Source organism: Corynebacterium sp. ACRQJ (assembly GCF_022346045.1).
Classification (GTDB): Bacteria; Actinomycetota; Actinomycetes; order Mycobacteriales; family Mycobacteriaceae; genus Corynebacterium; species Corynebacterium evansiae.
Genome location: NZ_JAKRMT010000002.1, coordinates 207,048 through 230,184, shown reverse-complemented (window position 1 = coordinate 230,184; position 23,137 = coordinate 207,048). Strand labels below are relative to the sequence as shown.

Here is a 23,137-nt window from a genome sequence, read left to right as displayed (position 1 = left end):
ACAACACAGGTGAACGGGAGGTAACGCCCGCCCTACATCTGGGCGTCGAGTTGTTAAAGGCTCTGAGCCGCTACGCTTAACCCCTTTCAGGTCCACCAGCCACCAGCAGCTCGGTGGCGCCCATCCTGTCCAGCTCCCAGGCGGTCTCAAAGGCCGCCTGGCGCCACTTGGCATAGCGGCCGGATACGCCGCCGTGGCCGGCCTCCATGTCGATGCGCAGCAGCGTGTTCTCGGCGCCCACCTCGCGCAGCTTTGCCACCCACTTCGCGGGTTCCACATACAGCACGCGGGTGTCGTTCAAGCTGGTCACCGCCAGGATCGGCGGATAGGTCAGGTCGGCCGAAACATTCTCATAGGGAGCGTAGCCCGCCATGTAGTCGTAGACCTGCGGGTCGTGGAAGGGATCACCCCACTCGTCCCACTCCGTCACGGTCAGCGGCAGCTCCGGCATGAGCATGCTGGTCAGCGGATCCACGAAAGGAACCACGGCCTCGATGCCCGCGAAGCGATCGCCCGCCAGGTTAGCCACAGCACCCATCAACATGCCGCCGGCGGAGCCGCCCTCGGCCACCATCTGCTCGCGGGTGGTCATGCCCTCGCGCAGCAGATGGTCGGCGACGGCCACGAAGTCCGTAAACGTGTTGCGCTTCTCCAGTCCCTTGCCGTGGTCGTACCACTGCCGGCCCATCTCGCCACCCCCACGGACGTGTGCGATGGCGTACACCACGCCGCGGTCCAGCATGGACAGCCGGAACAGGGAGAATCCCGGGTCGATGCAGTTTTCATAGGAACCGTAGCCGTACAGCAACACCGGGTTGGCCTGAGTGATGTCCACGTCCGTGCGGTGGATCAGGGAAACCGGAACGCGCGCGCCATCCTCGGCCGTCACCCACAGCCGCTGCGAGGTGTACTGCGCAGGGTCGAACTCCCGGCCGTCCGGGTCGGTCAGCACCTGCTGTTCCTTGCGCAGGATCTTCTCCCCCGTCGCCAGGTCGATGTCGTAAATCCGCGGCGGGGTGGTGAAGGCGGTATAGGCCACGCGCAGCACCGGGCTCTCCCACTCGCTGTTGCCGACGGCGCCAACCCCGCAGAGTTCCCCGGGGAACTCGATCCGCTCGAACTCGCCGAAGGCCGGGGCGGAAGAGTCGCCGGTCGAGGTGTCGGCGTCACCAAGCTTCATGATGTAGCTGGTCTCCAGCGCATTCTCCCGAGCTTCGAGGACAATGTGGTCGCTGAAGACATCCACGCCCTCCAGGCGCGCGTCCTCGCGGTGCGGCACTAGCGCTTGCACGTCGTCCCACGCGGCGATCTGGCCGGTTGGGTGGTAGCCGAGCTCGCTGTTCGCACCGGTCTTGTTATGCAGCACCAGCCACAGGTCCTGGCCGCCCACAACTGCGTGATCCACTCCGTACTCCACATTGGCTTCGCGCGGGATTACGCAGGTCAGCTCGGCATTCGGATCCTCCAGATCGAGGTACCACACCTCGCTGGTCACCTTCGAGCCCGTGTGGATCAACAGGTAGCGCTCGGAGCGGGTGGTTGCCACGCCCGTCCAGAACCGTTCGTCGTCTTCGCGGTACACCAGCTCGTCTTTATCGACGCCCTCACCGACTGTGTGGCGCCAAATCTCGTGTGGTCGCCACGCTTCATCCACGCGCTGGTAGTACACGGTATCCCTGCCGACCCAGGTGGCTCCGTAGAAGACATCCTCGATCTCGTCTTCCAGGTCCTCCCCCGTGGTGAGGTCGCGGATGCGCAGGGTGAAGCGCTCGGAGCCGGTCTCGTCCACCGAATAGGCCAAGCGCGTGCCGTCCTGGGTTACGCTGGCCGCACCCAGGCTAAAGAACTCCTTGCCCTCTGCTAGGGCGTTGCAGTCCAGGAAGGTCTCCTCGCCCGGCGCGGGGATGCCCGGTTCGATCGTCGGCGGGGTCCAGTCGTCCTCGTCGGCGATGGGAACGCGGCACATGGTGCCGTAGCTCTTGCCTTCCTCGGTGCGGGAGAAGTACCACCAGCCCTCGGAACGCACGGGCAGAGACATGTCCGTCTCCTGCACGCGGGCCTTAACTTCCTCGAACAGGCGGTCCTGCAGAGTCTTGAGGTGCTCCGTCTGCTGGGCAGTCCAGGCGTTCTCCGCCTCTAGGTGCTGGCGGACCTCCGCGTTTTCCTTGTCCCGCAGCCACTCGTAGTTATCGACGAACTCACGGCCGTGGAAGGTGCGGGTGTGCGGCACCCGCTTCGCAACCGGCGGGGCTGCGATTGGGTTGTTAGCTGTCTGGGGCGCGTCGTTATTAGGCATACGCGCCATGCTACTCAGACAGGACTACTGGGAGCCGAATTGGTTGGGACTGCAGTCGCCTAGACGCACTGGCCGATCCAGTCAGAGAAACGCTTGCCGGATAGTTTCTCGTAGGCCTCGATGTAGCGCGAGCGGGTGGCTTCCACCACGGAGCCCGGCAGCGGTGGCGGGGGCGTGCCCTCGGACTTGTCCCAGCCGGACTTCGGGCCGGTCAGCCAGTTGCGCACGTACTGCTTATCGAAGCTGGGCTGCACTTTGCCCTCCTCGTAGCCCTCGGCGGGCCAGTAGCGGGAGGAGTCCGGAGTCAGAACCTCATCGGCCAGTACCAGGGTGCCGTCGGCATCCAGGCCAAACTCGAACTTGGTATCAGCCAGGATCAGGCCGCGCTCCTCGGCAATGGCGGCGGCCTTCTTGTAGATCGAGAGGGTCGCATCGCGCAGCTCGTTGGCGCGCTCCTCCCCCAAAGCCTCGACGACCACGTCAAAGCTCACGTTCTCGTCGTGGTCACCCAGCTCGGCCTTGGTGGCCGGGGTGAAGATCGGCTCCGGCAGGCGGGAGGCCTCCACGAGCCCCTCGGGCAGCTCCACACCGCACACGCTGCCGGTTTCCTGGTACTCCTTCAGGCCAGAGCCAGTCAGGTAGCCGCGGGCCACGCACTCGAAGGGGATCATATCCAGCTTCTTGCACAGCATGGCGCGGCCGAGGACGTACTCGGGGATCCGCTCGTCATCCAACGCACCGGCCAGGTGGTTGGGGAAATCGATCTCGTCAAAGAAAAAAGCGCTCACGGCAGTGAGCACCCGGCCCTTGTCTGGGATCTCAGTATCAAGGACGTAGTCGTAGGCACTGATCCGGTCACTGACAACCATCAGCAGGTTGTCCTCGTCGACTTCGTAGATCTCCCGCACTTTACCTGCGGAATGGTGCTCGTACTCGCACAGTTCTGGACGCATGAGTAGACAGTGTAGCCCTGTACCATGCATTTGACTATTTGTGGCCGGAACTGTGCGAATCTTCGGCGTTTCCGCAGCTACAGAATCTCGCCCGGCGCGTAGGAAGCTGCCTCCGGGTGGCGGTTCTTAACTTCCTCGATGCGCGCCAGAACGCGGGACACCTGGGACTCGGCCGCGCCGATGAATGCGTGGCGATCCGCCAGAGCCTCCTCCAGCTGCGGTTCGTCCAGCGGGAAGCGGTCGTCGCCGGCGAGGCGCTGCACCAGATCCTGGTCGCCACCGTTCTCGCGCATGTTCAGCGCCACCGCCACGGCGTGCTCCTTGATCAGCTCGTGGGCCGTCTCGCGGCCTACCCCGGCGCGCACGGCTGCCATCAGGATGCGCGTGGTGGCCAGGAACGGCAGGTAGCGCTCGAGTTCCCGGTCGATCATCGCCGGGAAAACTCCGAACTCGTCCAGGACGGTCAGGAAGGTCTCACACATGCCGTCGAAGGTGAAGAAGGCGTCCGGAAGAGCAACGCGACGAACCACAGAGCAGAACACGTCGCCTTCGTTCCATTGCGCACCGGCCAGGTCGGCGGCCATGGTCAGGTAGCCGCGCAGCAGGACCTGCATGCCGCCCACGCGCTCGCAGGAGCGGGCGTTCATCTTGTGCGGCATGGCGGAGGAACCGACCTGGCCTTCCTTGAAGCCCTCCGTGACGGTCTCGTTGCCCGCCATCAGGCGAATCGTCATCGACAGCGAGGACAGGGCGGCGCCGATTTGCGCCAGGGCGCTCAGCGCGTCCATGTCCAGGCTGCGCGGGTAAACCTGGCCGACGGAATCGAATACGCGGGAGAAGCCAAGGTTCTCGGCGATGGTGCTTTCCAGTGCCACCAGCTTGGACTCGTCGCCGCCGACCAGGTCCAGCATGTCCTGGCTGGTTCCCATCGGCCCCTTAATGCCACGCAGCGGGTAGCGCCCCAGCAGGTCCTCGATGCGCTCCAGCCCTACCAGTAGCTCATCGGCGGCGGAGGCGAAGCGCTTGCCCAAGGTCGTTGCCTGGGCGGCCACGTTGTGAGAGCGCCCGGCCATCACCAGCGAGTGATTCTCCGCCGCACGGCGGCCGATGCGCGCCAGGACGGCGACAGCCTTGTCGCGGGCCAGCTGCAGGGAACTAAAGATCTGCAGCTGCTCCACGTTCTCCGTCAGGTCGCGGGAGGTCATGCCCTTGTGGATGTGCTCCTGGCCGGCCAGCGCATTGAATTCCTCAATGCGGGCCTTCACGTCGTGGCGGGTGACCTTTTCCCGCTCGGCGATGGATGCAAGGTCTACATTCTCGATGACCTTCTCGTAGGCCTCAATAGCCTCGGCCGGGACTTCTACCCCGAGATCAGCTTGGGCCTTCATGACGGAGATCCAGAGCTTGCGCTCCATGATGATCTTGTCCTCCGGGGACCAAATGGCGGTCATCTCCGGGGAGGCGTAGCGGTTGGCAAGGACGTTGGAAATATTTTTCTTAGCAGGCACGTCCCCGAGTTTATGCGTACCGCTGACTTTTAGGAATCCGCGAACTTATCCAGGTCCTTGATCCGCCCCGCGGCGATCACGAGGTCGCCGGAGCGAATCACGTACTCCGCCGGCGGAGTAGAGAAGTGCCCGTCCGCCGAACGCACCGCGACGATGGCGATCCCCTGCGGTGTCTCCTCCACCTTGCGACCGTGCATGTGCAGTGGCGGCGCCAGCTTGGCCATCGCAAAGTCGCGGTCGAACTCGATGTACTCCTGCACGTGGCCTGCGATCAGGTGCGCCACGCGCCGCCCGGTATCCCTTTCAGGGCGCACGACGTGGTGCACGCCGATCTGCGTCAGGATCTTCGCGTGTTGCTGGTTGTCTGCCTTCGCCCAGACGTTGGGCACCCCTAGGTCCATCACGGCGGAAGCTGTAAGTAGTGACGCCCCCATGTCTGAACCGATGCCGATTACAACACGGTGGGCATCATGCACCCCGAGCTGGCGCAGCGCATCCTGATCGGTGGTTTCGGCGATGACCGCGTGCGTCAACAGCGGGGCGGCTTTCGTCACCACAGCTTCGTCCACGTCGATGCCCAGCACCTCCACGCCGGACTGCACGAGTTCTTCGCCGAGGGCCATGCCGAAGCGGCCCAGGCCGATGATGACGACGGGAGGGTTAGCAGGGCGGGAAAAGAACTTAGCCAATGAACGGCCTTTCTACTGGGTAGGAATAGAGGCGTTGGTTAGTGCGGGCGGCCAGAGCCGCGACCACGGTGATGGGACCGATGCGTCCGAGGTACATCAGCACGACCAGCCATATGCGGGCGAAGTCCGGCAGCTCCGGGGTGATGCCGGTGGTCAGGCCCACGGTGGCGAAAGCGGAGATGGTCTCGAAGGTGATTTGATGGGAATCGTACTGCGGCAGCAAAAGTTGCAGCGCCATGATGGATACTCCGACCACCAGGAAGGCCATCATGAATACCGCCATCGCCTGGCGGACGATGCGGCTCGGAATTCGCCGACCGGCGACCAGCAGCTGCTCGTCGCCACGCACCTCCGCGATCAACACGGCCACCAGCACCGCAGCGGTCGTCACCTTCACGCCACCCGCGGTGCCGCCCGAGCCGCCGCCGATGAACATCAGAAAGTCCGTCAGCATCAGCGAGGACGGGCGCAGCTCCGTCAGATCCACTGAGTTGAAGCCGGCCGTGCGGGAGGAAACAGAGTGGAAGAACGCCGCCTGCAGCGCCGATAGCGGTGTGAGGTCGCGCAGGGCGTTGGTCCACTCCATCAGCGCGAAGCCGACCGTACCCACCACCAGCAGGATTGCGGTGCCGGTGAGCGTGAAGATCAAAGTCAGCGATGGCGGGCGCTTCACCTTCGAACGCCACCGCGCCCGCAGTTCCAGCAGCACGGGGAAACCCAGGCCGCCTATGACGATGCCGACGGCGATGGGCAGGATGATGCCCGCGTCGTTGACGTAGGGCATCAGGTTGTCGGAGCGCAGGCCGAAGCCAGCGTTGTTGAACGCGGAGATCGCGTGGAACGTACCCTCCCACACTGCCGGCAAGAAGCCGTATCCATAGCCAGAGGCAAAGCGGAAGGTCAGCACAATGGCTATCACCAGCTCAGTGGCCAGGGAAAAGCCGATGGTGCCGAAGATGATGGTGCGGATTTCGCCCAGGCTTCTTCCGCGTTGTTCCGCGGCGGCGCGCAGGCGGCCTTTGACGCCCATCTGTCCAGCCAAAACATAACTCACCACAGTGGCGAGTGTCATGATGCCGAGACCTCCGACCTGGATGAGCAGCATGATGACGACCTGCCCGAAATGGGACCAGTAGGTCGCGGTATCCACGACGGTGAGACCGGTCAAGCAAGTGGCCGAAGTGGCGGTGAAAAGAGCGGTGGTGAACTCCGGGCTCTCCGGTCCGCTGCGGGATATGGGCAACAGCAACAGCGCCGTGCCTGCGAGGATAAGCAGCAGGAAACTGACGGAGACCAGCTGCGCGGGGCTGAAGCCTTGCCAGCCCCGCCGGGGATTTTCGCCTGGGTGTGCAATCACAAGTGGTTACATTAAACCTATTGCCCCCAGTGCGAAACCCTTATGCGCGAGTTTTTCTCACAACATCCCGGGCGCTAGATGGAAATGCGGCCTTCAACTGCGGGAAGGGCGATGTCGGAGCGGTAGTGCGAACCTTCCAGCTGGATGCCCTGCAGGGTCTCATAGGCCTGCTTGCGTGCCTCTGCCAGGGTGGCGCCGGTGCCGATGACGTTCAGCACGCGGCCGCCGGAGCTCACCAGCTGACCATTCTGTTCCGCCACGCCCGCGGCCAAAATGCCGCGGGATTCGTTGCCCGGCTCCGCGCCGACAATCGGCTTGCCGGTAACCGGGCTGGCCGGGTAGTTCTCGGCGGCTAGCACGACAGTCAGCGCGTAACCGTCCTCCCACTCCAGCGGCGGAAGCTGGTCCAGGGTGCCGGTCGCCACAGCATTCAGCACCCCACCCAGCGGGGTCTTCAGCTGACGCAGCACGGGCTGAGTCTCCGGGTCGCCGAAGCGGCAGTTGAATTCCACCACAGCCGGACCTTCGCTACCCCAGGCCAGACCTGCGTACAGCAGGCCGTTGAAAGGCACGCCCTCGGCGACCATCTGCTTGGCCACCGGCTCCACAACCTCGGTCACGATGCGCTGCACGCCATCCGCCGGCAGCCACGGCAGCGGAGTGTAGGCGCCCATGCCGCCGGTGTTTGGGCCTTCGTCGTTGTCCCCCACTCGCTTGAAGTCCTGCGCGGGCAGCAGCGGCACCACGGTCTCGCCATCCACCAGGCAGAACAGGGAAACCTCCGGGCCATCCAGGAAGCTCTCCAGCAGCACCGGGTTGCCGCCTGCGTGCACGGCGTGGATGTGCTCCAGAGCCTCCGCACGGTCGGCCGTGACCACCACACCCTTTCCGCCGGCCAGTCCATCGTCCTTGACAACGTAAGTCGGGCCGAACTTGTCGAGGGTGGCGTCAATAAAAGAATCGCTAGACCCGACAGGAACAGCGACGGCATCGGCGGTACGGACCTGCGCCTTTGCCATGATGTCCTTCGCGAAGGCCTTCGAACCCTCGATCTGTGCGGCGGCGGCCGACGGACCGAACACGGCAAAGCCCGCCGCTCGCAGCTCGTCGGCAACCCCGGCGACCAGCGGGATCTCGGGGCCGATAACAACCAGATCCGCCTCGATCTCGCGGGCCAGGGCCACCGGATCGCCGTCCGGGTGCAGGGTGGCCACCGCCGTCATGCCGGCGTTACCCGGGCTGACGTGGACCTGTTCGACGGAGGGATCCAGGGACAGAGAATAAGCCAGTGCGTGCTCGCGGGCACCGCTGCCGATAACAAGAATGCGCATGGTTCCCCAGTCTAGCGAAGCCAAGCCCCGCCACCAGATACGTTTAACGCGCTAACATCGGCAGCATGGCTACGGTATTCACGAAAATCCTGAACGGTGAGATTCCCGGTCGCATCGTCTACCGCGACGAAACCGCGGCGGCGTTTTTGACCATCGAACCCGCGGCATACGGCCACACGCTGGTCGTACCGATCGAGGAAGTCGACCGCTGGACCGATATGGATGCGGCGACGTGGGCTCACTGCAACGAGGTCGCGCAGCTGGTGGGCAAGGCCATCGTCGAGGCTTTTGACGCCCCCCGCGCCGGCTACCTGATCGCTGGATTCGAGGTGCCACACGCCCACATCCACATTTTCCCGGCTTCCGACATGTCCGGCTACAGCCTGCAGAACGTGATGCGGATGGACGAGACGGATCCGGAGAAGATGGATGAATCGGCAGCCAAGATTCGCCAAGCGCTGCAGGCTCAAGGGGTAGACGAGGCGAAGATCCCTTCCGCTTAGCCTCAAACCCAGCAACTCAACCAGGCACCCTCTTACGTTTCATTGTCATTGCGACATTGTCGACATTGTCTTTGCGGTGGATAACCAATGGAAAACGACAACAACACCGACAACACCGAAAGCCCTCACAACGCTGACGACGTGGTTGACCCAGAACTCGACTTAGAGGAACTAGCCGAAGTCGATCCCCCGGCGGGCGCGGCCGTGACAGAGAACTTCGAGCGCCCAGAGAGCTTCGATAGCTACGACGGCTACGGCGACTACCACCGGAATGATGACTACGACCCTGCCAACGCGGGCGACGTCATCGGCCCCGACCCTGATATCCGCAGCTGGCTAAGCCGCCTTGGCAGCGGCATGGCCAGCGGTCTTTCCAACACCGGGCGCTTCCTTTGGGACATTCCGGGGCGCATGACCCGCCCGCAGCTACCGCAGCTCCGCGGTGCCATCCCCGACCCGCCGCTGGGCGCCCGCCAAGTCTCCCCCGGTTACGCGGACGACCTCTGGCAAGCCCGCCCCACTATCGACCGCCCGTACCCGGTAATCCTGATCCACGGGACGATCAGCTCGAAGAACGTGTGGCAGAACCTGGTTCTGCGCCTGCGGGACGACGACTTTGTGGTGTTCAGCCCGGACTATGGCGTGCACGGAACGCAGGATATTCCAACCTCCGCCCAGGACATCGGTGCCTACATCGAGCAGGTGCTGGCCGCCACGGGCGCGGAGGCTGTGGACATCGTGGGGCATTCCCAGGGTGGGCTGCTGGCCCGCTATTGGATCAACGAGCTCGGCGGCGAGGATTACGTCCACCACCTCATCACGCTCGGCGCACCGCACCAGGGCACCACGCTCATGGGCATGTTGGGCGGCATGTTTACCACGGACATGAGCCAGCGCGTGGCGGCTGCCACCATTCGCCGGGTCTTCGGCGCAGCGGGCATGCAGCAGGTCATCGGTTCGCCGCTGATGGAAACCCTGGCGGCCTCCCCCGAAACCCGCAACCACATTCGCTACACCTGCTACGCCACCCGCAACGATGCCACCGTGGTGCCTCACGAAAATGCCTTCTTGGGTGACCGGCAGCCCACCATCCCCAGCGACCACACCACGTTCCAACTCGAGGACGGCCATTCAAACGACACGGGCGAGGCCATCATCACGAACTATTTCCTGCAGGACTTGGGCGTGTCCAAGTGCAAGCACGAGGAGCTGCCGACGAACCCGGACGTGCAGGACATCGTCCACTTGGCACTGCTCGACGGCTTGGAGGAAGGCGATACAGAAGCGTAGGCGGGGCGGCCTCACATGCCCCGCGGGGCGCTATTCCGCTTCGGGTGCTTCGGGCAACTCGATCCGGAAGCGCGTTCCCTTGCCTTCTTCGCTGTCCACGGTGACCGTGCCGCCGTGGACCTCCACCAGCCCCTTGACGATCGACAGCCCCAGCCCCGAGCCACCGGAAGCTCGGGAGCGCGAAACATCCGGGCGGTAGAACCTTTCAAACAGGTGTGGCACGTCTTCAGCCGGGATGCCCTGGCCGTTGTCCTCCACATCCACGATCACGTTGCCGTCGCGCTTATCCAGGCGCAGCTTCACCTCAGCGTCTTCGCCCGCGTGCCGCAACGCATTGGTCACTAGGTTGCCCAGCACCTGGTGCAGGCGGTTCACGTCGCCGATGACGATCGGCACATCCCCGGTTTCGTTGACGACCTGCACCGTGCGGTTCGGGAATCCCGCGCGCGCCGACTCCGCGGTTTCCAGCACCAGTTCCAGCATGTCCACGCGGTTCTTCGCCAGCGGTCGGCCTTCGTCCATGCGGACCAGTGCGAGGAGGTCTTCGACCAGCAGACTCATGCGGCCAGCCTCTTCCGAAATCCGGTCGATGACCATGGGGGCGTCATCAGTAGCACCCGATTGGTACAGCTCCGCGTATCCGCGCACCGACGTCAACGGCGTGCGCAGCTCGTGCGAAGCATCCCCGATGAAGCGGCGCATCGATGCCTCGGAGCGACGTGCCTGCCTTTCCGAAGCGCCAATGGCCACGAACGCCGCTTGGATCTGCGCGAGCATCTTGTTGAGCGCCTGCGAAAGCCGCCCGACCTCTGTGTTGGGCCGCCAATTCGGCACGCGCTGCCCGAGGTCACCGTTCGAAATTTTTGACGCCGTCAGTTCCACCTCGTTCAGTGGACGCAAAGCGCGGCGCACCAGATACATCGATGCCAGGATGACGAACGCGACGACCGTCAGGCCGATCACTGCCTGCAACAGCACGAGGCGGGAGATAATGTGCTCTTCTTCGGCCAAAGGCAAAGCGACGATCGTGATGGTGCCGTCGTCATTGCGGAAGCTGGTAGCACGCCAGCTGATGTGCGTGCCGGAGTCCTCGCGCGAGCCGACGGTCACGGGCATGGTGGGCTGCCCCAGGCCGCGGATCTCGGGGCGGGCCTTCAACGGGGAGTTGAAGTACTCATAGGAGACCTGGTCGTCGACCACCAGAATGTAGAAGTCGCTGGGTGGGCGGGTAACACCGGTGACGGGATTCGGCGGCTGCTGGAGGTTCAGTACACCGAAACCTTCCAGCCCCAGAGCGCTGCTGTCGCTCCCGCTCCCGCTCGGCGCACTCTGATCCTCGGAATTGCCGTCGGCGAGGCCGGACCGGTGAGCCCAACCGTTTGTCGCCTGATCTAGCTGCTCATCAACCCTTTGAATGAGGAAACGCTGCAGGGTGGTCGTCACGGAAACACCGGAAACCGTTAGCCCCATTGCGACCAGCACCGCGATCACCACGACCAGGGAGATGCGCAGCGGATAGTGAGACAGGAAATGCCCAGGATGACCGGAGCGGACGGGGACGGCGGAGCCTACAGCAGACTCAGCAGACTCGGGCGCGCCGGTGTTTTCAGCGTTGGACATGGGAATCAGGTTTTAGGTGCGGGGCTTACGCAACACGTAGCCCACACCGCGGACGGTCTGGATGAGGTGTGGCTCTTCCTTGTCGATCTTGCGGCGCAGGTAGGAAACATAGGACTCGACGACGTTGCCGTCGCCGCCGAAGTCGTAGTTCCACACGTGATCCAGGATCTTGGCCTTGCTCAGCACAACCTCGGCGTTGACCAGCAGGTAGCGCAGCAATTTGAATTCCGTGGGCGATAGGTCGACGATCTCGCCGGCCTTCGTGACCTCGTGCATGTCGTCATCCAGAGTGATGTCCTCGTAGGCGATAAGGCTGGATTCCTGCTCTTCCTCGGAGGACACACGGCGCAGGATCACGCGCAGTCGGGTAATGACCTCTTCCAGGCTGAACGGCTTGGTCACATAGTCATCGGCGCCGATGGTCAGGCCGTGGATTCGGTCCTCCACACCATCCTTTGCGGTGAGGAAGAGCGCCGGGGCATCGTGGCCTGCGGCGCGGAGCTTGTTGAGGAGGGTGAAGCCATCCATGCCGGGCATCATGACGTCCAGGATGAAAGCGTCCGGTTGGTAGGTTTCCGCCAGCGCCAGCGCGTCTTGGCCGTTGTCGGCCGTTTCCACATCAAACCCCTGAAACTTCAGGCTTACCTTGAGGAGGTCAGAAATATTGGCCTCGTCGTCGACGACGAGGACCTTCACCGGCTGGGTGTTAGGCATTGTCATGCACCTCATTGTGCTGCAGAGAATTAGCGTCTATCTGCATGATAGCTGGATGTTTCCTGTGAACCCTGTAGCGGTTTCCCACCACGGCATGCCACCACGGCATACCAACGCGGAAAACTCTCGGAACTGTCTTCCTGCCTCCACGCGCCAGCTACCGCGCCAACTTCATTGCCCTCGAAAACTGCAGTGGTTCTGGAGAGAATCTAGGAATTAACTCGTGATTCAGTACACGTATTCTTCATGCGACCCGATAAGCTATCCCCATGACGAAATCCAACTCTCGCTCCCTCCGCCGCCGCCTCGCCGCTGCCGGTGTCGCAACCATGATGGCTGCCTCCCTGGGCACCGGCGCCGCATCTGCCGCTCCTCTGGGCTCCTCCCAGCAGGACATCAACAACTTCGTTCTGGGCGCCCGCGATAACGTCCACAACAGCACCCGCGGTCTGCCAGAGCCCGTCCGTGGCCAGATCAACCGTGCAGCCGACGATGCCGCTAACTTCTTCGCCCCAGGCGCCCTGGCCGCCCGCGAGCGCGCCAACAAGCCCGCCCCGCGCCCGGCTCCGAAGCACCGTCCCGCTCCGCGCAACACTCAGTGCCCGGCTCAGGCCCGCGGCTGCGTTAACCTGCGCAACCAGACTGCTTGGCTGCAGCGCGGTGGGAAGACCAGCTATGGCCCGGTGAAGATCTCCAGCGGCAAGCGTGGCTACGAGACCCCGAAGGGCTGGCACGTGATCACCCGCAAGGTGAAGAACGAGGTTTCCCGCACCTACGGCAACGCCCCGATGCCCTACTCCGTGTACTTCACCAACAACGGCCACGCCTTCCACCAGGGTGATCCGAACGTGATGTCCCACGGCTGCATCCACCTGGCTTCCCCGCACGCCAAGAACTTCTTCAACGCGCTGAACGTCGGCGACCGGATCTACATCTACTAGGATTCAACAGCGCTAGGGTTCAACAGCCTGAACGCCAGACCCCCAGGGCAAGCACCGCACCGGAGCAGCTTCGCCCTGGGGGTTGCTTTCGCTACGCTTACTCCTATGACTTCTTACAAAGAAAATCCTGAACTGTTCACCTTCCGTCGCGCGGTCGAAGCCGACCGTCCATTCATCCACAAGATGAACGCTGAGACGGATACCTGGGGTGATCCGAACAGGGAATACTCGGACACCTTCGACGAGGACACGGTCTTCTACGTAGATGGCTGGACTGAGGGACAAGGTGGCGTCATCGTCGAAGAAAACGGTGAGTCCATCGGCGCAGCATGGCTGCTCGACTCTACGGAAGAAAACCACGGCTACGGCTACGTTTCTGCAGAATACCCTGAGGTGGCGATCGCCATGGCGCCCGGCAACACGGGCAAGGGGCTGGGCACGAAGCTGATGCAGGCAGTGCTGGATCAGGCGAAGGCCGACGGCAAGCCGGGCGTAAGCCTGTGCGTCGTTTTCGGCAACGACCGCGCGAAGCACGTCTACGAGAAGATCGGATACGTCGACAAGGGCGTGGACGAGGCCGAGCACGCGCACGTGATGCTGTACACGTTCGACAGCTAGCCCCCACTTGCCGCCCCAAGGCGAGAGAAAAATTTGAGCCGGCGACGAGAATCGAACTCGCACTCTCAGCTTGGGAAGCTGATGTTCTACCACTAAACTACGCCGGCAGTTCCAGCACACGGATTGCATAGGTGCAGCCCGCCACGTGCTGTCGAATACTCTAGCACCAGGGGTTCCGCCGCCACGATAAGCGGGCGAATTCCCTGGGCGCGAGGTGAGCTGGAGACGAGACTTGAACTCGCAACCTACGGTTTACAAGACCGTTGCGCTACCGATTGCGCCACTCCAGCACTGATCCACCTTCAAACGCGAGCTCTAGCAACCGGCGACGACCGGGGGCTCACCCGCAGGCGATGGACTTTCCAAGCCTAGCAAGCCACACCTGTGAACAGTAAAACTTCCCCGCTGCACCCCATCCCACCTGGGGGAACAGGCTCTTGTGAAATCTCCCTAGCCCCGATGTACGGTGTGGGAGTGTCTAGTTTCATGTCGAAGGCATTGAGGAAGGGCTCTGACCTGCTGTTTTCCGGCAACAGGGCAACGATCGATGCTATCCGCTTAGCGCCGCCGCCATCTCCTTTGGCGCCGGTGGATCTTTCCGATCCTGTGAAGATCCACGCAGTGATGGACCTGGCCAGCCGCATCGGCGACCAGCTCCTCACCGCGGGCACCAGCAATTCGGATGCGAAGGCGCAGATCCGAAGCATCATGAGTGCCTACGGCCTGAACAATACGCACGTCGACATCACGTTGAACACGATCTACGTCTACTCGCGCTTCAACGAAAACACCCCGCCGACGAACATGTTCCGCGTGGTGCGGCAGCTTTCGACGGATTTCTCCCGCATCACTGAGGTCGACCGGCTCATCCGTTCGATCGTCGCAGGCGCCACCCCCCTGGAGATGGCGCAGAAGATCCTCTTCGACATTGAAACTTCCCTACTGCCCTACCGCAACCGCTACGCGCTGGCCAGCTGGGGTGGGTTCGCCGCTGCCGTCGCCCTGCTTCTCGGCGGCGGTTGGGCCGTGGCGATTGTTGCTGGCATCACCACGATCTTCACCATGTTTGCCAACGCCTGGCTGGCCTCGAAGTCCCTGCCGCTGTTCTTCCAGAACGTCCTCGGCGGATTCGCGGCGGTGATCCCGGCGGCGGTGACGTATTCGATTGCGGATCGGATCGATTTCTACCTGCCGCCCTCGTTGATTATTGGTTCTTCTATTGTCGCCCTGCTTGCGGGGTTGACCCTGGTCCAGGCGCTACAGGACGGCATAACGGGCGCCCCGGTCACCTCCGCTGCACGTTTCTATGAGACGGTTCTGCAGACCGGCGGCATCATTACCGGCATTGCTGCCGGTATTCAGACGATGGCCGTCATGGGCATTACCCTGCCACCGCTGGATACGACTCATACCTCGGGCGTGCTGGGGTCGGTGACCATTCAGATCATCTCGGGCGCTGTGGCCACGGCATTCTTCTGCAGCGCCTGCTTCTGCGAGCGACGCGCCACCGTGGTCGCCAGCCTGACGGCCTTAATCGCCTCGCTGGCGCTGTTCAGTGTGACGAACGTGCTCAACTGGCCCGGCACCTTCGGCACCGCAATGGCCGCCCTGGTCGTCGGCCTGGCCGGTGGTCTGCTTTCCCGTCGCTACATGATTCCCCCGCAGATCACCGCTGCCGCGGGCATCACCCCGTTCCTGCCCGGCCTGGCACTGTACCGGGGCATGAGCTCCGTCCTCAACGACCAATTCGTCGTCGGTATGTCCAACCTGGGCCTCGCGCTGACAACCGCGACCGCGCTGGCTGCGGGCGTGGTACTGGGCGAGTGGATCGCCCGCCGCATTCGCCGCCCCCGCATCCTGCACCGTTACCAGCAGTTGCGGCGCCCCCGCGTGGATCCCCGACGGACGAACCAGAACAAGCCCCGGATGGGCGCCGACGGACGGGTGCGCCAGCCCCTGCACTGGCGTAGGCGCCGCAAGAGCGCGTCGAAGAGTACGTGGCAGCTGGATAGCGAGATGCGCGCGGCGGAGGGCGAAGAACAGTCCGAAGACCACCCGGCGGGCACGAGCGAACACTAAATCGCGTAAAATATTTAAAGTTGAGACTTAAAGTTCCGTACGTCGACTTTGTAGAAATGGGGTCAGGCTCGTGCCTCCGAAGGTCACCGACAACCGTTCCGCCAACAATGAATCCCTGCACGCGGTAGAAGCGGAAACCGCACAGGCAGCGCAGCGCATCGTCGCGACCTTCTCCGAGGACTTCCTCGACGCTGCAACGCTGATGTGCATGCTGGGCGTGGAGCCGGAGGGTCTGATCCACCGCCGCGTGGTTGCCGAGCTCGAGGAGGCGGAGCAGGAGGCCAAGAAGTCCACCCGCAAGACCACCAAGAAGGCCGCAAAGAAGACTGCCAAGAAGTCGACGAAGAAGACCACCAAGAAGGCCGCGAAAAAGACGACCAAGAAGGCCGCCAAGAAGTCGACGAAGAAGACCACCAAGAAGGCCGCAAAGAAAACCACTAAGAAGACGGCGAAGAAGGCCACTAAGGCTAGCGAGTAGCACGTAGCGAATAAACCGCCTAATTGCACCGACACGGGTGATACACATGCAGTCCGATTTTCTGGTTGTCGCCAATCGCCTTCCCGTCGACCGCAACGTGGATGGGTCCACCGGGGAGGTCACGTGGGTTCCTTCTCCGGGTGGGCTGGTCACCGCGCTGAAGCCGGTGCTGGAATCCAACCGCGGCGCGTGGATCGGCTGGCCGGGGGCAACGGACGAGGTCGCGGCCGAGGATATGCCCGCGCCGGAGGAAGCCGGCATCCAGATGGTTCCGGTGAACCTGGACGCGCAGGATTTCGCGCAGTTCTACGAGGGTTTTTCCAATGCCACCCTGTGGCCCCTGTACCACGACCTGATCGTGCATCCCACTTACGATAAGCGCTGGTGGGAACGCTATCAGCAGGTTAATCAGCGCTTTGCCCAGGCGGCGGCGGATACGGCCGCGCAGAACGCAACCGTCTGGGTGCAGGATTATCAGCTGCACCTGGTTCCCGGGCAGCTACGCGAACTACGCGACGATGTCTGCATCGGCTTCTTCCTGCACATCCCCTTCCCCGCCCCGGAGCTTTTCCGTCAGCTGCCGTGGCGCCGCCAGGTGTTGGACGGCACGCTGGGCGCGGACGTGGTGGGCTTTCACACCCAGGATTCCGCGCGGAACTTCATGGTGGCGCTGCGGGCCATGGATTATTCGGTGCAGATCGTGGACGATTCCGAGTCCGCGAACTTCCTGCGCGGCGCCCGCCTGCCGGAGGAAGCGCAGGTGGTCGGCACCGTCACGCTGGATTCTGGCCGCCAGGTCAAGGTGGGAGTGTTCCCCATTTCCATCGACTCCGCGAAGGTAAACGCGCAGGCCAATCAGCCGGACGTGCTGGCCCAGGCCAGCGACCTGCGAGCCCGCCTGGGCAATCCGAAAGTACTGATCGCGGGCGTGGATCGGCTGGACTACACCAAGGGCATTCAGCACCGGCTAGAGGCCATCGAGTTCCTGTTGGACTCCGGCCGCCTGGCTCCGGAAGACGTGGCTATGGTGCAGGTCGCCACCCCGTCGCGCGAGCGCCTGGATGATTATCGGCGCACCCGCCAGCAGGTGGAGGCCATCGTTTCCCGCATCAACGGCAACCATGGCAGCCTGGGGCGTTCGCTGATCCACTACATGCACTCCGGCCTACCGTTCGAGCAGATCGTGGCGCTGTACACTGCGGCGGACGTCATGCTGATCACCCCGCTGAAGGATGGCATGAACCTGGTGGCTAAGGAGTATGTGGCCTGCCACTCGGATGGTTCAGGGGCACTGGTGCTCTCGGAGTTCGCGGGCGCGGCGACCCAGCTGGTGCAGGCGTACCTGTGCAATCCGCACGATGTCGATTCCATCGCCGACGCGCTGCAGCTGGCCATCGAGGACGAGCCTGCGAATAAGATTCGCCGCATGCGCCAGATGTGGGAGCACCTGCAGGATCACGACGTCAACCGTTGGGCCGATGCGTTTTTACAGCAGCTGCGGGAGGTTGAATAATGCGCCGTGCCGCTAGTTTCCTCGCGCTTGGTCTAAGCGCTGCAACCGTGGCCGGTCTTTCGGCGTGCTCCGACTCGGAGGCGCCACTGGGCAACTCCCAATGGCAGGTTTCGGCGATTTACGATTCGGACGTGCGTGGCGGCCTACTGCCGGAGGCTCAGCAGGGCCGCAGTTACTTGATCTTCGGCATGGAATCGCTGAACGGCGCCAGCGGCTGCGTCCACTTGACCGGAAACGTGGAGTGGAAGGACGAGTCCATACACATCACCGACTTTTCCTCCTCCCGCATCGACGGCGCCCAGTGCCTGCCGGGCGACGAGGACACTGCCGACCGCCTGAAGTCCGTCCTCAACGACCAGGACCTCACCTACACCCGCCCTTCCGATAATTCGCTGAAGCTGCAGCAGCCCGCGCCGGAGGACAAGCAGGATTGGCAGTCCGTCCCGGCGGTTGAGTTCATTAGCGGTCCGCAGGAGGGTTAGGCGCATGGATGGTTCGTTACTGCCCCTTCTTTCTGACGCCGACCTCTCCGGCCTGGCCGCCACTCCAGACTTACTGGTAGCGATGGATTTCGACGGCACCCTGGCTCACTTCTCGGACGAGCCCACGGGCGTGCACGCCGTCCCCGGCGCGATGGAGGCTTTGGAGGGGCTGGCGGAGTTGCCGAACACAGTGGCGATGGTGATTTCCGGGCGCAACTTGGAGCAGCTTGCGCATGCGACGATGCTGCCGGTGCACGGCCCGGTGCGCCTGGTCGGCAGCCACGGCGCGGAACCCGCCGACGGTGGCACGGCGAACCTAAGCCCAGAGCAGCAAGCCTGGCTGGGCGAGCTGCGTTCCCACACGGAGGGCATTGCCGCTGAGCACGAGGGCGCGTGGGTGGAGGTCAAGCCCCTGGCGGTGGGACTGCACACCCGCCTGGTGTCGGATAAGGAACTGGCTGCACAGTTGAATCAGCGCCTGGCGAACTTCGCTGCCACCAGCGAGCTTTCTCACGTGACGTGGGGCAAGGACATCTTGGAGGTCGCGGTGGATAAGACCACCAAGGGCTCCTACATCGAGGATTTCCGCCGTGCCTACGCACGCCAGCACGACCGGGAGCTGCGAGTGCTATTCGCGGGGGATGACACGACGGACGAGACGGCGCTCTCCACGCTGCGTTACTCCCCGGCCATCGCGCCGGCTACCGCGCCCGCCCCGGACGTCGGCATCCGCGTCGGCGGCGGCGAGACCTCCGCCACGCACCGCTTGGACACCCCGGAGGACGTCCGGGACTTCCTGGAGGATCTACTGCGGCGCCGCGACGGACGTTCCGCGGATTAGCTCGGTATCCAGCAGCACGCTCGGCGCCGCTGCCCGGCGGGCGGCCTTGGCCGGGTTTTCGCTCAACCGCTGTTCGATGAGCTCGGCAAGCATATTGCCGCTCTCCAGTCCCTTGTCTTTGCTGGGTTGGCGGACGGTTGTGATGTGGGCGTCAATAGCTTCGGGAATACCGTCGAACCCCGTAACAGAGAGCTGACCCGGCACGTCGATCCCCTGCTCGGCCGCGTAACGCACCACCCCGAGGGCCTGCGAGTCGGTGGTGCAGGCGACGGCGGTGAGCTCGGGGTGGTTGGTTAGCAGCTCCTGGGCTGCTTCGAAGGCGGTCTGGGGATTGTTGATGTGCCGTTCGACGATGGGTGCCTGCGAGATCCCGGCTTCCTCCAGCACGTCCAGGATTCCCAGCACTCGCGAGCGCTGTACGTGCATGTGAGCGGCCTGAATGCGTTCGTCGCTCACCGGGCCGTTGTTCGGGGCGCGGTCCAGGCGGATACACAGCACACCGATGTGGCGGTGGCCTGCGTCGACGAGTTCGCGAATAGCGGGCTTGATGGCCTCGCGGTCGTCGATGCCCACGAAGGGGTCACCCACTCCGGCGGGCTGGTCGCACACCACGGTCGGCAGACCACGGTTTCGGACGGCGGCCAGGTACGGGTCGTCGACTGCCACGGAATAGACGATGAATCCGTCCACGCTGGCCTGGTTCACCAGCTGTGCGGGGCGGTCGGCGGTGGGGTTATCGTCCACGCCCGCCGGGATCAGCAGCATGGAGGCGTCCATCGCCCCGCAGCTCACCGACACACCGGAGACGAACTCCAGCGAGGCCTGATCCTCGAACGCATAGGGCAGCTCTTCGGTCAACAGCACGCCGATCGCCCCCGCCCGGCGCGTACGCAGCGAGCGTGCCATCGGGTCCGGCCCTGGGTAGCCGACCTTCGCCGCGACGTGCAGGATCTTGTCGCGCAGCTCGGGCGAAAGCTGATCCGGGCGGTTGTACGCATTGGACACCGTGGTGCGCGAAACGCCCAGTTCAGCCGCAATGGAGGCCAAGGTGCCGCGCCGTGCTGGTCTGTTCATTCTCTTAAGGGTAGTCGCCGGCCCTTCCTTCTTGGGGGTTGACGCCACCTTCTCCGGGCTGTCGTGGGGTTCCGTAGAAGATTCAAACTTAATATTGACGATCGTTTTCGTGACCACTAACCTCGGAAGAATGAAGAAAATGGTTGCCAATATCGCAGCAGTGTTCAGCATCGCAACGTTGGCGTTGGGCGTAACCGCCTGCGCCGGCGGCTCCGAGGATTCCGCCGCCGACGGAGACAAGATCAAGCTCGTCGCCTCCACATCCATCTGGGGAAGCATCGCGGAAGACATCACCGAGGGTCACGATGACGTCGAGGTGACCACCATCCTCAGCAGCAAGGACGACGACCCGCACGAGTACGAGGCCACTGCCCGTGACATCGCGGCGGTTAAGGACGCGGACATCGTAGTCGCCAACGGCGCGGGCTACGACAACTGGCTGACCGACAACGTGGAGGAGGGCACTCCGCTGGTTACGGCTCAGCCGCTGGCCGAGGCGCACCACCACGGCGATGGCCACGGTGACGAGGGTCACGACCACGAGCACGGACATGACCACGAGCACGGCGAAGATGCCGGGCACGATGAACACGAGGGTCACGACCACGAGCATGGCGACGAGCACGATCACGAGGGGCACGACCATGAGCATGGTGACGAGCACGGTCACGAGGGGCACGACCACGGTGGAGCCAACCCCCACGTCTGGTTCGACCTGGACGTCGTCTCTGAGTTCGAGCAAAAGCTCTCCGCCGAGCTGCACAAGCTCAACTCCGACATCCCGGAATCCAACGAGGACGTCACTAAGAAGACCGACGAGCTGAAGCAGCGCATCGAGAAGCTGAGCGGCAAGAACGTCATCCTCACCGAGTCCGTCGCCGCCGAGCTGGTGGACGATTCCGAGCTGAAGGACATCACCCCGGAGGGCTTTGCCCACTCGGTGAATAACGAGTCCGAGCCTTCCGCCGCAGATCTGGCGGCCACCCGCCAGCTGATCACGGACAAGAAGGCCGACATCCTCATCACCAACGAGCAGTCGGAAACCCCGGCTGCCGAACAGCTGACCGACGCAGCCAAGGAAGCTGGCATTAAGGTAGTAAACGTCAACGAAACCCCCGATGAGGGTCAGGATTACTTCGAGTACGCCGATGCCCTGATCAAGCAATTGGAGGATGCAACCAAGTAATGGTTCTCGCTCTCCGCGAAGCGGCAGTCGAACCCCTCTGGCGCGACCTCAACCTCGAGGTCGCGCCAGGGGAGTTTTTGGCTATCTTGGGGCCCAACGGAGTGGGAAAATCCACCCTGCTGAACGTCGCCCTCGGCACCCGCAGACTCAGTCGCGGCAGCGTCAAGGTGACGGACAAGCTGGGATACATCCCCCAGCAGAGGATGTTCGACCCGACCATTCCGCTACGCGCGAGAGATCTGGTTGGCCTCGCGCTCGCAGCGGGCGTCATAAAGAATAGGCGACCGAAGAAAGCCCAGATCGACGCAGCGCTGGAAGAAGTAGGCGCGACCGGCCTGGCCAATCGGCGGGTCGGCGAGCTATCCGGCGGGCAGCAACAGCTGATCCGGCAGGCGCAGGCGATGGCGCAGGATCCGGAGCTGCTGCTGTGCGACGAGCCGCTGCTTTCCCTGGACCTGCGCGCGCAGAAGAAGACCGTGGAACTGCTGGATCGCAGGCGGCGGGAGCACGACACGGCAATCGTGTTCGTCACCCACGGCATCAATCCGATTCTTAACGTGACCGACCGGGTGCTATACCTCGCCCCGCACGGCCACACGATCGGCACGGTGGACGAGGTAATGAACAGCGAGACGCTCTCCCGCCTGTACCAAACGGACGTGAAGGTAGTGAACGTAGACGGAAAGCTGGTGGTCGTATGAGTAGCCAATTTCAGACCGGCGACTGGTGGGAGGACACCCTCGCACTGCTTTCGGTGGACTTCGTGCAGAACGCGCTGCTGGCGGCGCTGCTACTGGGCATTGTCTCCGGCGCGATCGCTCCGCTGATCGTGATGCGGAAGATGAGCTTCGCCGCGCACTCCACCGGCGAGCTGGCGCTGATGGGCGCCGCCGCCGCGCTGCTGTTCGGCTTCAGCGTGAGCTGGGGCGCGCTGATCGGCGCGGTGCTTGCTGCCGTGGCACTGACCGCGCTGGGGCAAAGGGAGCAGGACGCCATCGTGGCGGTGATCTTGAGCTTCGGCATGGGCCTATCCGTGCTGTTTATTTACCTCTACCCAGGCAGGTCGTCCGCCGCGTTTAGCCTGCTGACGGGCCAGATTGTGGGCGTGAGCTCCGCCTCGCTGGGCATCCTGGCGGTGCTGGCAGTGCTGGTAGTGGTGACGATGGCACTTCTATGGCGGCCGCTGCTGTTCGCCACGGTGGATCCGGTGCTGGCCGCAGCCTCGGGTGTGAAGGTGCGCACGTTGGCGCTGGTGTTCGCCGCGCTGATCGGTGTGGTGGCCAGCCAGGGCGTGCAGATCGTCGGCGCCCTGCTGTTGATCGCGCTGCTGATCACGCCCGGCGCAGCAGCGGTGAAGGTGACCAGCAACCCGGTATTGGCAGTGGTGCTGTCGGGCGTTTTCTCCGTGGTGTCGGCGGTCGGCGGGCTGGTGGCATCGCTGGCGCCGGGGCTGCCGGTTTCGGTGTTCGTGACTACCTTAAGCTTTGTGATCTACCTGATCTGCCGCGGGATCGCGTGGATGCGTTCCCGGAATGTGCAGGCGGATGCGGTGCGGGCGCGGGAGTATTCGGCTGCTGGCGAGTCGATCTCGAAGCAAACCAGCAACGAGGCCGCAGGCCACGCACACCACGCCTAGAGCAACCAGGCGGGTAAACCGCATAAAA

General features: G+C 63.6%; 21 protein-coding genes and 2 tRNA genes. 12 read left to right on the top strand and 11 right to left on the bottom strand.

Features of this window, described 5'->3' with window-relative positions:
• Window positions 1-76 precede the first annotated feature (76 nt).
• The 6 genes from MHX52_RS02440 to purD all read right to left on the bottom strand — a co-directional run bounded on the left by MHX52_RS02440 (window position 77) and on the right by purD (window position 8,134).
• On the bottom strand, window positions 77-2,305 hold the full coding sequence (locus tag MHX52_RS02440; protein ID WP_239316406.1) for a S9 family peptidase: 2,229 nt from the start codon (window positions 2,303-2,305) through the stop codon (window positions 77-79).
• 50 nt (window positions 2,306-2,355) lie between these two features.
• Window positions 2,356-3,249, bottom strand: a complete 894-nt coding sequence (locus tag MHX52_RS02435; protein WP_035004628.1) for a phosphoribosylaminoimidazolesuccinocarboxamide synthase — start codon at window positions 3,247-3,249, stop codon at window positions 2,356-2,358.
• Window positions 3,250-3,326: 77 nt separating this feature from the next.
• Window positions 3,327-4,757 carry an adenylosuccinate lyase gene (gene purB / locus MHX52_RS02430; RefSeq protein ID WP_239316404.1) on the bottom strand — a complete coding sequence of 477 codons (1,431 nt, stop codon included), beginning with the start codon at window positions 4,755-4,757 and terminating at the stop codon, window positions 3,327-3,329.
• A 29-nt stretch (window positions 4,758-4,786) separates the two neighbouring features.
• A complete protein-coding gene (locus MHX52_RS02425) occupies window positions 4,787-5,446 on the bottom strand; it encodes a TrkA family potassium uptake protein (protein ID WP_239316402.1) in 660 nt (219 codons plus the stop codon).
• Entirely contained in the window at window positions 5,439-6,803 is a 1,365-nt protein-coding gene (locus MHX52_RS02420) for a potassium transporter TrkG (RefSeq protein WP_239316400.1), read from the bottom strand. The genes MHX52_RS02425 and MHX52_RS02420 overlap by 8 nt, the downstream gene beginning before the upstream one ends.
• 74 nt (window positions 6,804-6,877) lie before the next feature.
• The gene (gene purD / locus MHX52_RS02415; protein ID WP_035004634.1) at window positions 6,878-8,134 is read right to left on the bottom strand and encodes a phosphoribosylamine--glycine ligase; all 1,257 of its coding nucleotides are present in this window, start codon (window positions 8,132-8,134) and stop codon (window positions 6,878-6,880) included.
• 65 nt (window positions 8,135-8,199) lie between these two features.
• Between purD and MHX52_RS02410 the strand changes: the two genes are divergently transcribed.
• Window positions 8,200-8,637: an HIT family protein gene (locus tag MHX52_RS02410; RefSeq protein ID WP_034986095.1), complete on the top strand. Its 438-nt coding sequence runs from the start codon at window positions 8,200-8,202 to the stop codon at window positions 8,635-8,637.
• Window positions 8,638-8,724: 87 nt separating this feature from the next.
• Complete coding sequence (locus tag MHX52_RS02405; protein ID WP_239316398.1) at window positions 8,725-9,927, top strand: triacylglycerol lipase; 1,203 nt, start codon at window positions 8,725-8,727, stop codon at window positions 9,925-9,927.
• A 30-nt stretch (window positions 9,928-9,957) separates the two neighbouring features.
• Here the strand turns inward: MHX52_RS02405 and MHX52_RS02400 are convergent, their stop codons facing one another.
• Complete coding sequence (locus MHX52_RS02400) at window positions 9,958-11,547, bottom strand: cell wall metabolism sensor histidine kinase WalK (protein ID WP_239316396.1); 1,590 nt, start codon at window positions 11,545-11,547, stop codon at window positions 9,958-9,960.
• A 12-nt stretch (window positions 11,548-11,559) separates the two neighbouring features.
• A complete protein-coding gene (locus MHX52_RS02395; protein ID WP_239316394.1) occupies window positions 11,560-12,267 on the bottom strand; it encodes a response regulator transcription factor in 708 nt (235 codons plus the stop codon).
• A gap of 263 nt (window positions 12,268-12,530) precedes the next feature.
• On the opposite strand from MHX52_RS02395, the gene MHX52_RS02390 reads away from it, so the two are divergent.
• Together MHX52_RS02390 and MHX52_RS02385 are read left to right on the top strand one after the other, a co-directional pair.
• Window positions 12,531-13,202 carry a L,D-transpeptidase gene (locus MHX52_RS02390; protein WP_239316392.1) on the top strand — a complete coding sequence of 224 codons (672 nt, stop codon included), beginning with the start codon at window positions 12,531-12,533 and terminating at the stop codon, window positions 13,200-13,202.
• Window positions 13,203-13,307: 105 nt separating this feature from the next.
• On the top strand, window positions 13,308-13,820 hold the full coding sequence (locus MHX52_RS02385) for a GNAT family N-acetyltransferase (RefSeq protein WP_239316390.1): 513 nt from the start codon (window positions 13,308-13,310) through the stop codon (window positions 13,818-13,820).
• 36 nt (window positions 13,821-13,856) lie between these two features.
• Here MHX52_RS02385 and MHX52_RS02380 read toward each other — a convergent pair.
• Window positions 13,857-13,927: transfer RNA gene (locus MHX52_RS02380), tRNA-Gly, on the bottom strand.
• Between the two features lie 110 nt (window positions 13,928-14,037).
• Window positions 14,038-14,110 (bottom strand) — tRNA-Thr (locus MHX52_RS02375).
• A gap of 196 nt (window positions 14,111-14,306) precedes the next feature.
• Here MHX52_RS02375 and MHX52_RS02370 point away from each other — a divergent pair.
• From MHX52_RS02370 to otsB, 5 genes are all read left to right on the top strand, one after another.
• Window positions 14,307-15,899: a threonine/serine exporter ThrE family protein gene (locus MHX52_RS02370; RefSeq protein ID WP_115597332.1), complete on the top strand. Its 1,593-nt coding sequence runs from the start codon at window positions 14,307-14,309 to the stop codon at window positions 15,897-15,899.
• A gap of 70 nt (window positions 15,900-15,969) precedes the next feature.
• Window positions 15,970-16,377, top strand: a complete 408-nt coding sequence (locus MHX52_RS02365; protein WP_070487281.1) for a hypothetical protein — start codon at window positions 15,970-15,972, stop codon at window positions 16,375-16,377.
• A 46-nt stretch (window positions 16,378-16,423) separates the two neighbouring features.
• Window positions 16,424-17,890: a trehalose-6-phosphate synthase gene (locus MHX52_RS02360; RefSeq protein ID WP_239316388.1), complete on the top strand. Its 1,467-nt coding sequence runs from the start codon at window positions 16,424-16,426 to the stop codon at window positions 17,888-17,890.
• On the top strand, window positions 17,890-18,372 hold the full coding sequence (locus MHX52_RS02355) for an META domain-containing protein (protein WP_070487279.1): 483 nt from the start codon (window positions 17,890-17,892) through the stop codon (window positions 18,370-18,372). The genes MHX52_RS02360 and MHX52_RS02355 overlap by 1 nt, the downstream gene beginning before the upstream one ends.
• A gap of 4 nt (window positions 18,373-18,376) precedes the next feature.
• Window positions 18,377-19,213 carry a trehalose-phosphatase gene (gene otsB, locus MHX52_RS02350; protein ID WP_239316386.1) on the top strand — a complete coding sequence of 279 codons (837 nt, stop codon included), beginning with the start codon at window positions 18,377-18,379 and terminating at the stop codon, window positions 19,211-19,213.
• Here otsB and MHX52_RS02345 read toward each other — a convergent pair.
• Entirely contained in the window at window positions 19,178-20,287 is a 1,110-nt protein-coding gene (locus tag MHX52_RS02345) for a LacI family DNA-binding transcriptional regulator (RefSeq protein WP_239316384.1), read from the bottom strand. The genes otsB and MHX52_RS02345 overlap by 36 nt on opposite strands.
• Before the next feature lie 139 nt (window positions 20,288-20,426).
• Between MHX52_RS02345 and MHX52_RS02340 the strand changes: the two genes are divergently transcribed.
• From MHX52_RS02340 to MHX52_RS02330, 3 genes are read left to right on the top strand one after another with little or no spacing between them, the layout of a single operon-like run.
• Window positions 20,427-21,473, top strand: a complete 1,047-nt coding sequence (locus MHX52_RS02340) for a metal ABC transporter solute-binding protein, Zn/Mn family (protein ID WP_239202248.1) — start codon at window positions 20,427-20,429, stop codon at window positions 21,471-21,473.
• Window positions 21,473-22,174 carry a metal ABC transporter ATP-binding protein gene (locus MHX52_RS02335; protein ID WP_070487275.1) on the top strand — a complete coding sequence of 234 codons (702 nt, stop codon included), beginning with the start codon at window positions 21,473-21,475 and terminating at the stop codon, window positions 22,172-22,174. The genes MHX52_RS02340 and MHX52_RS02335 overlap by 1 nt, the downstream gene beginning before the upstream one ends.
• Window positions 22,171-23,109, top strand: a complete 939-nt coding sequence (locus MHX52_RS02330; protein ID WP_035007504.1) for a metal ABC transporter permease — start codon at window positions 22,171-22,173, stop codon at window positions 23,107-23,109. The genes MHX52_RS02335 and MHX52_RS02330 overlap by 4 nt, the downstream gene beginning before the upstream one ends.
• Window positions 23,110-23,137 lie beyond the last annotated feature (28 nt).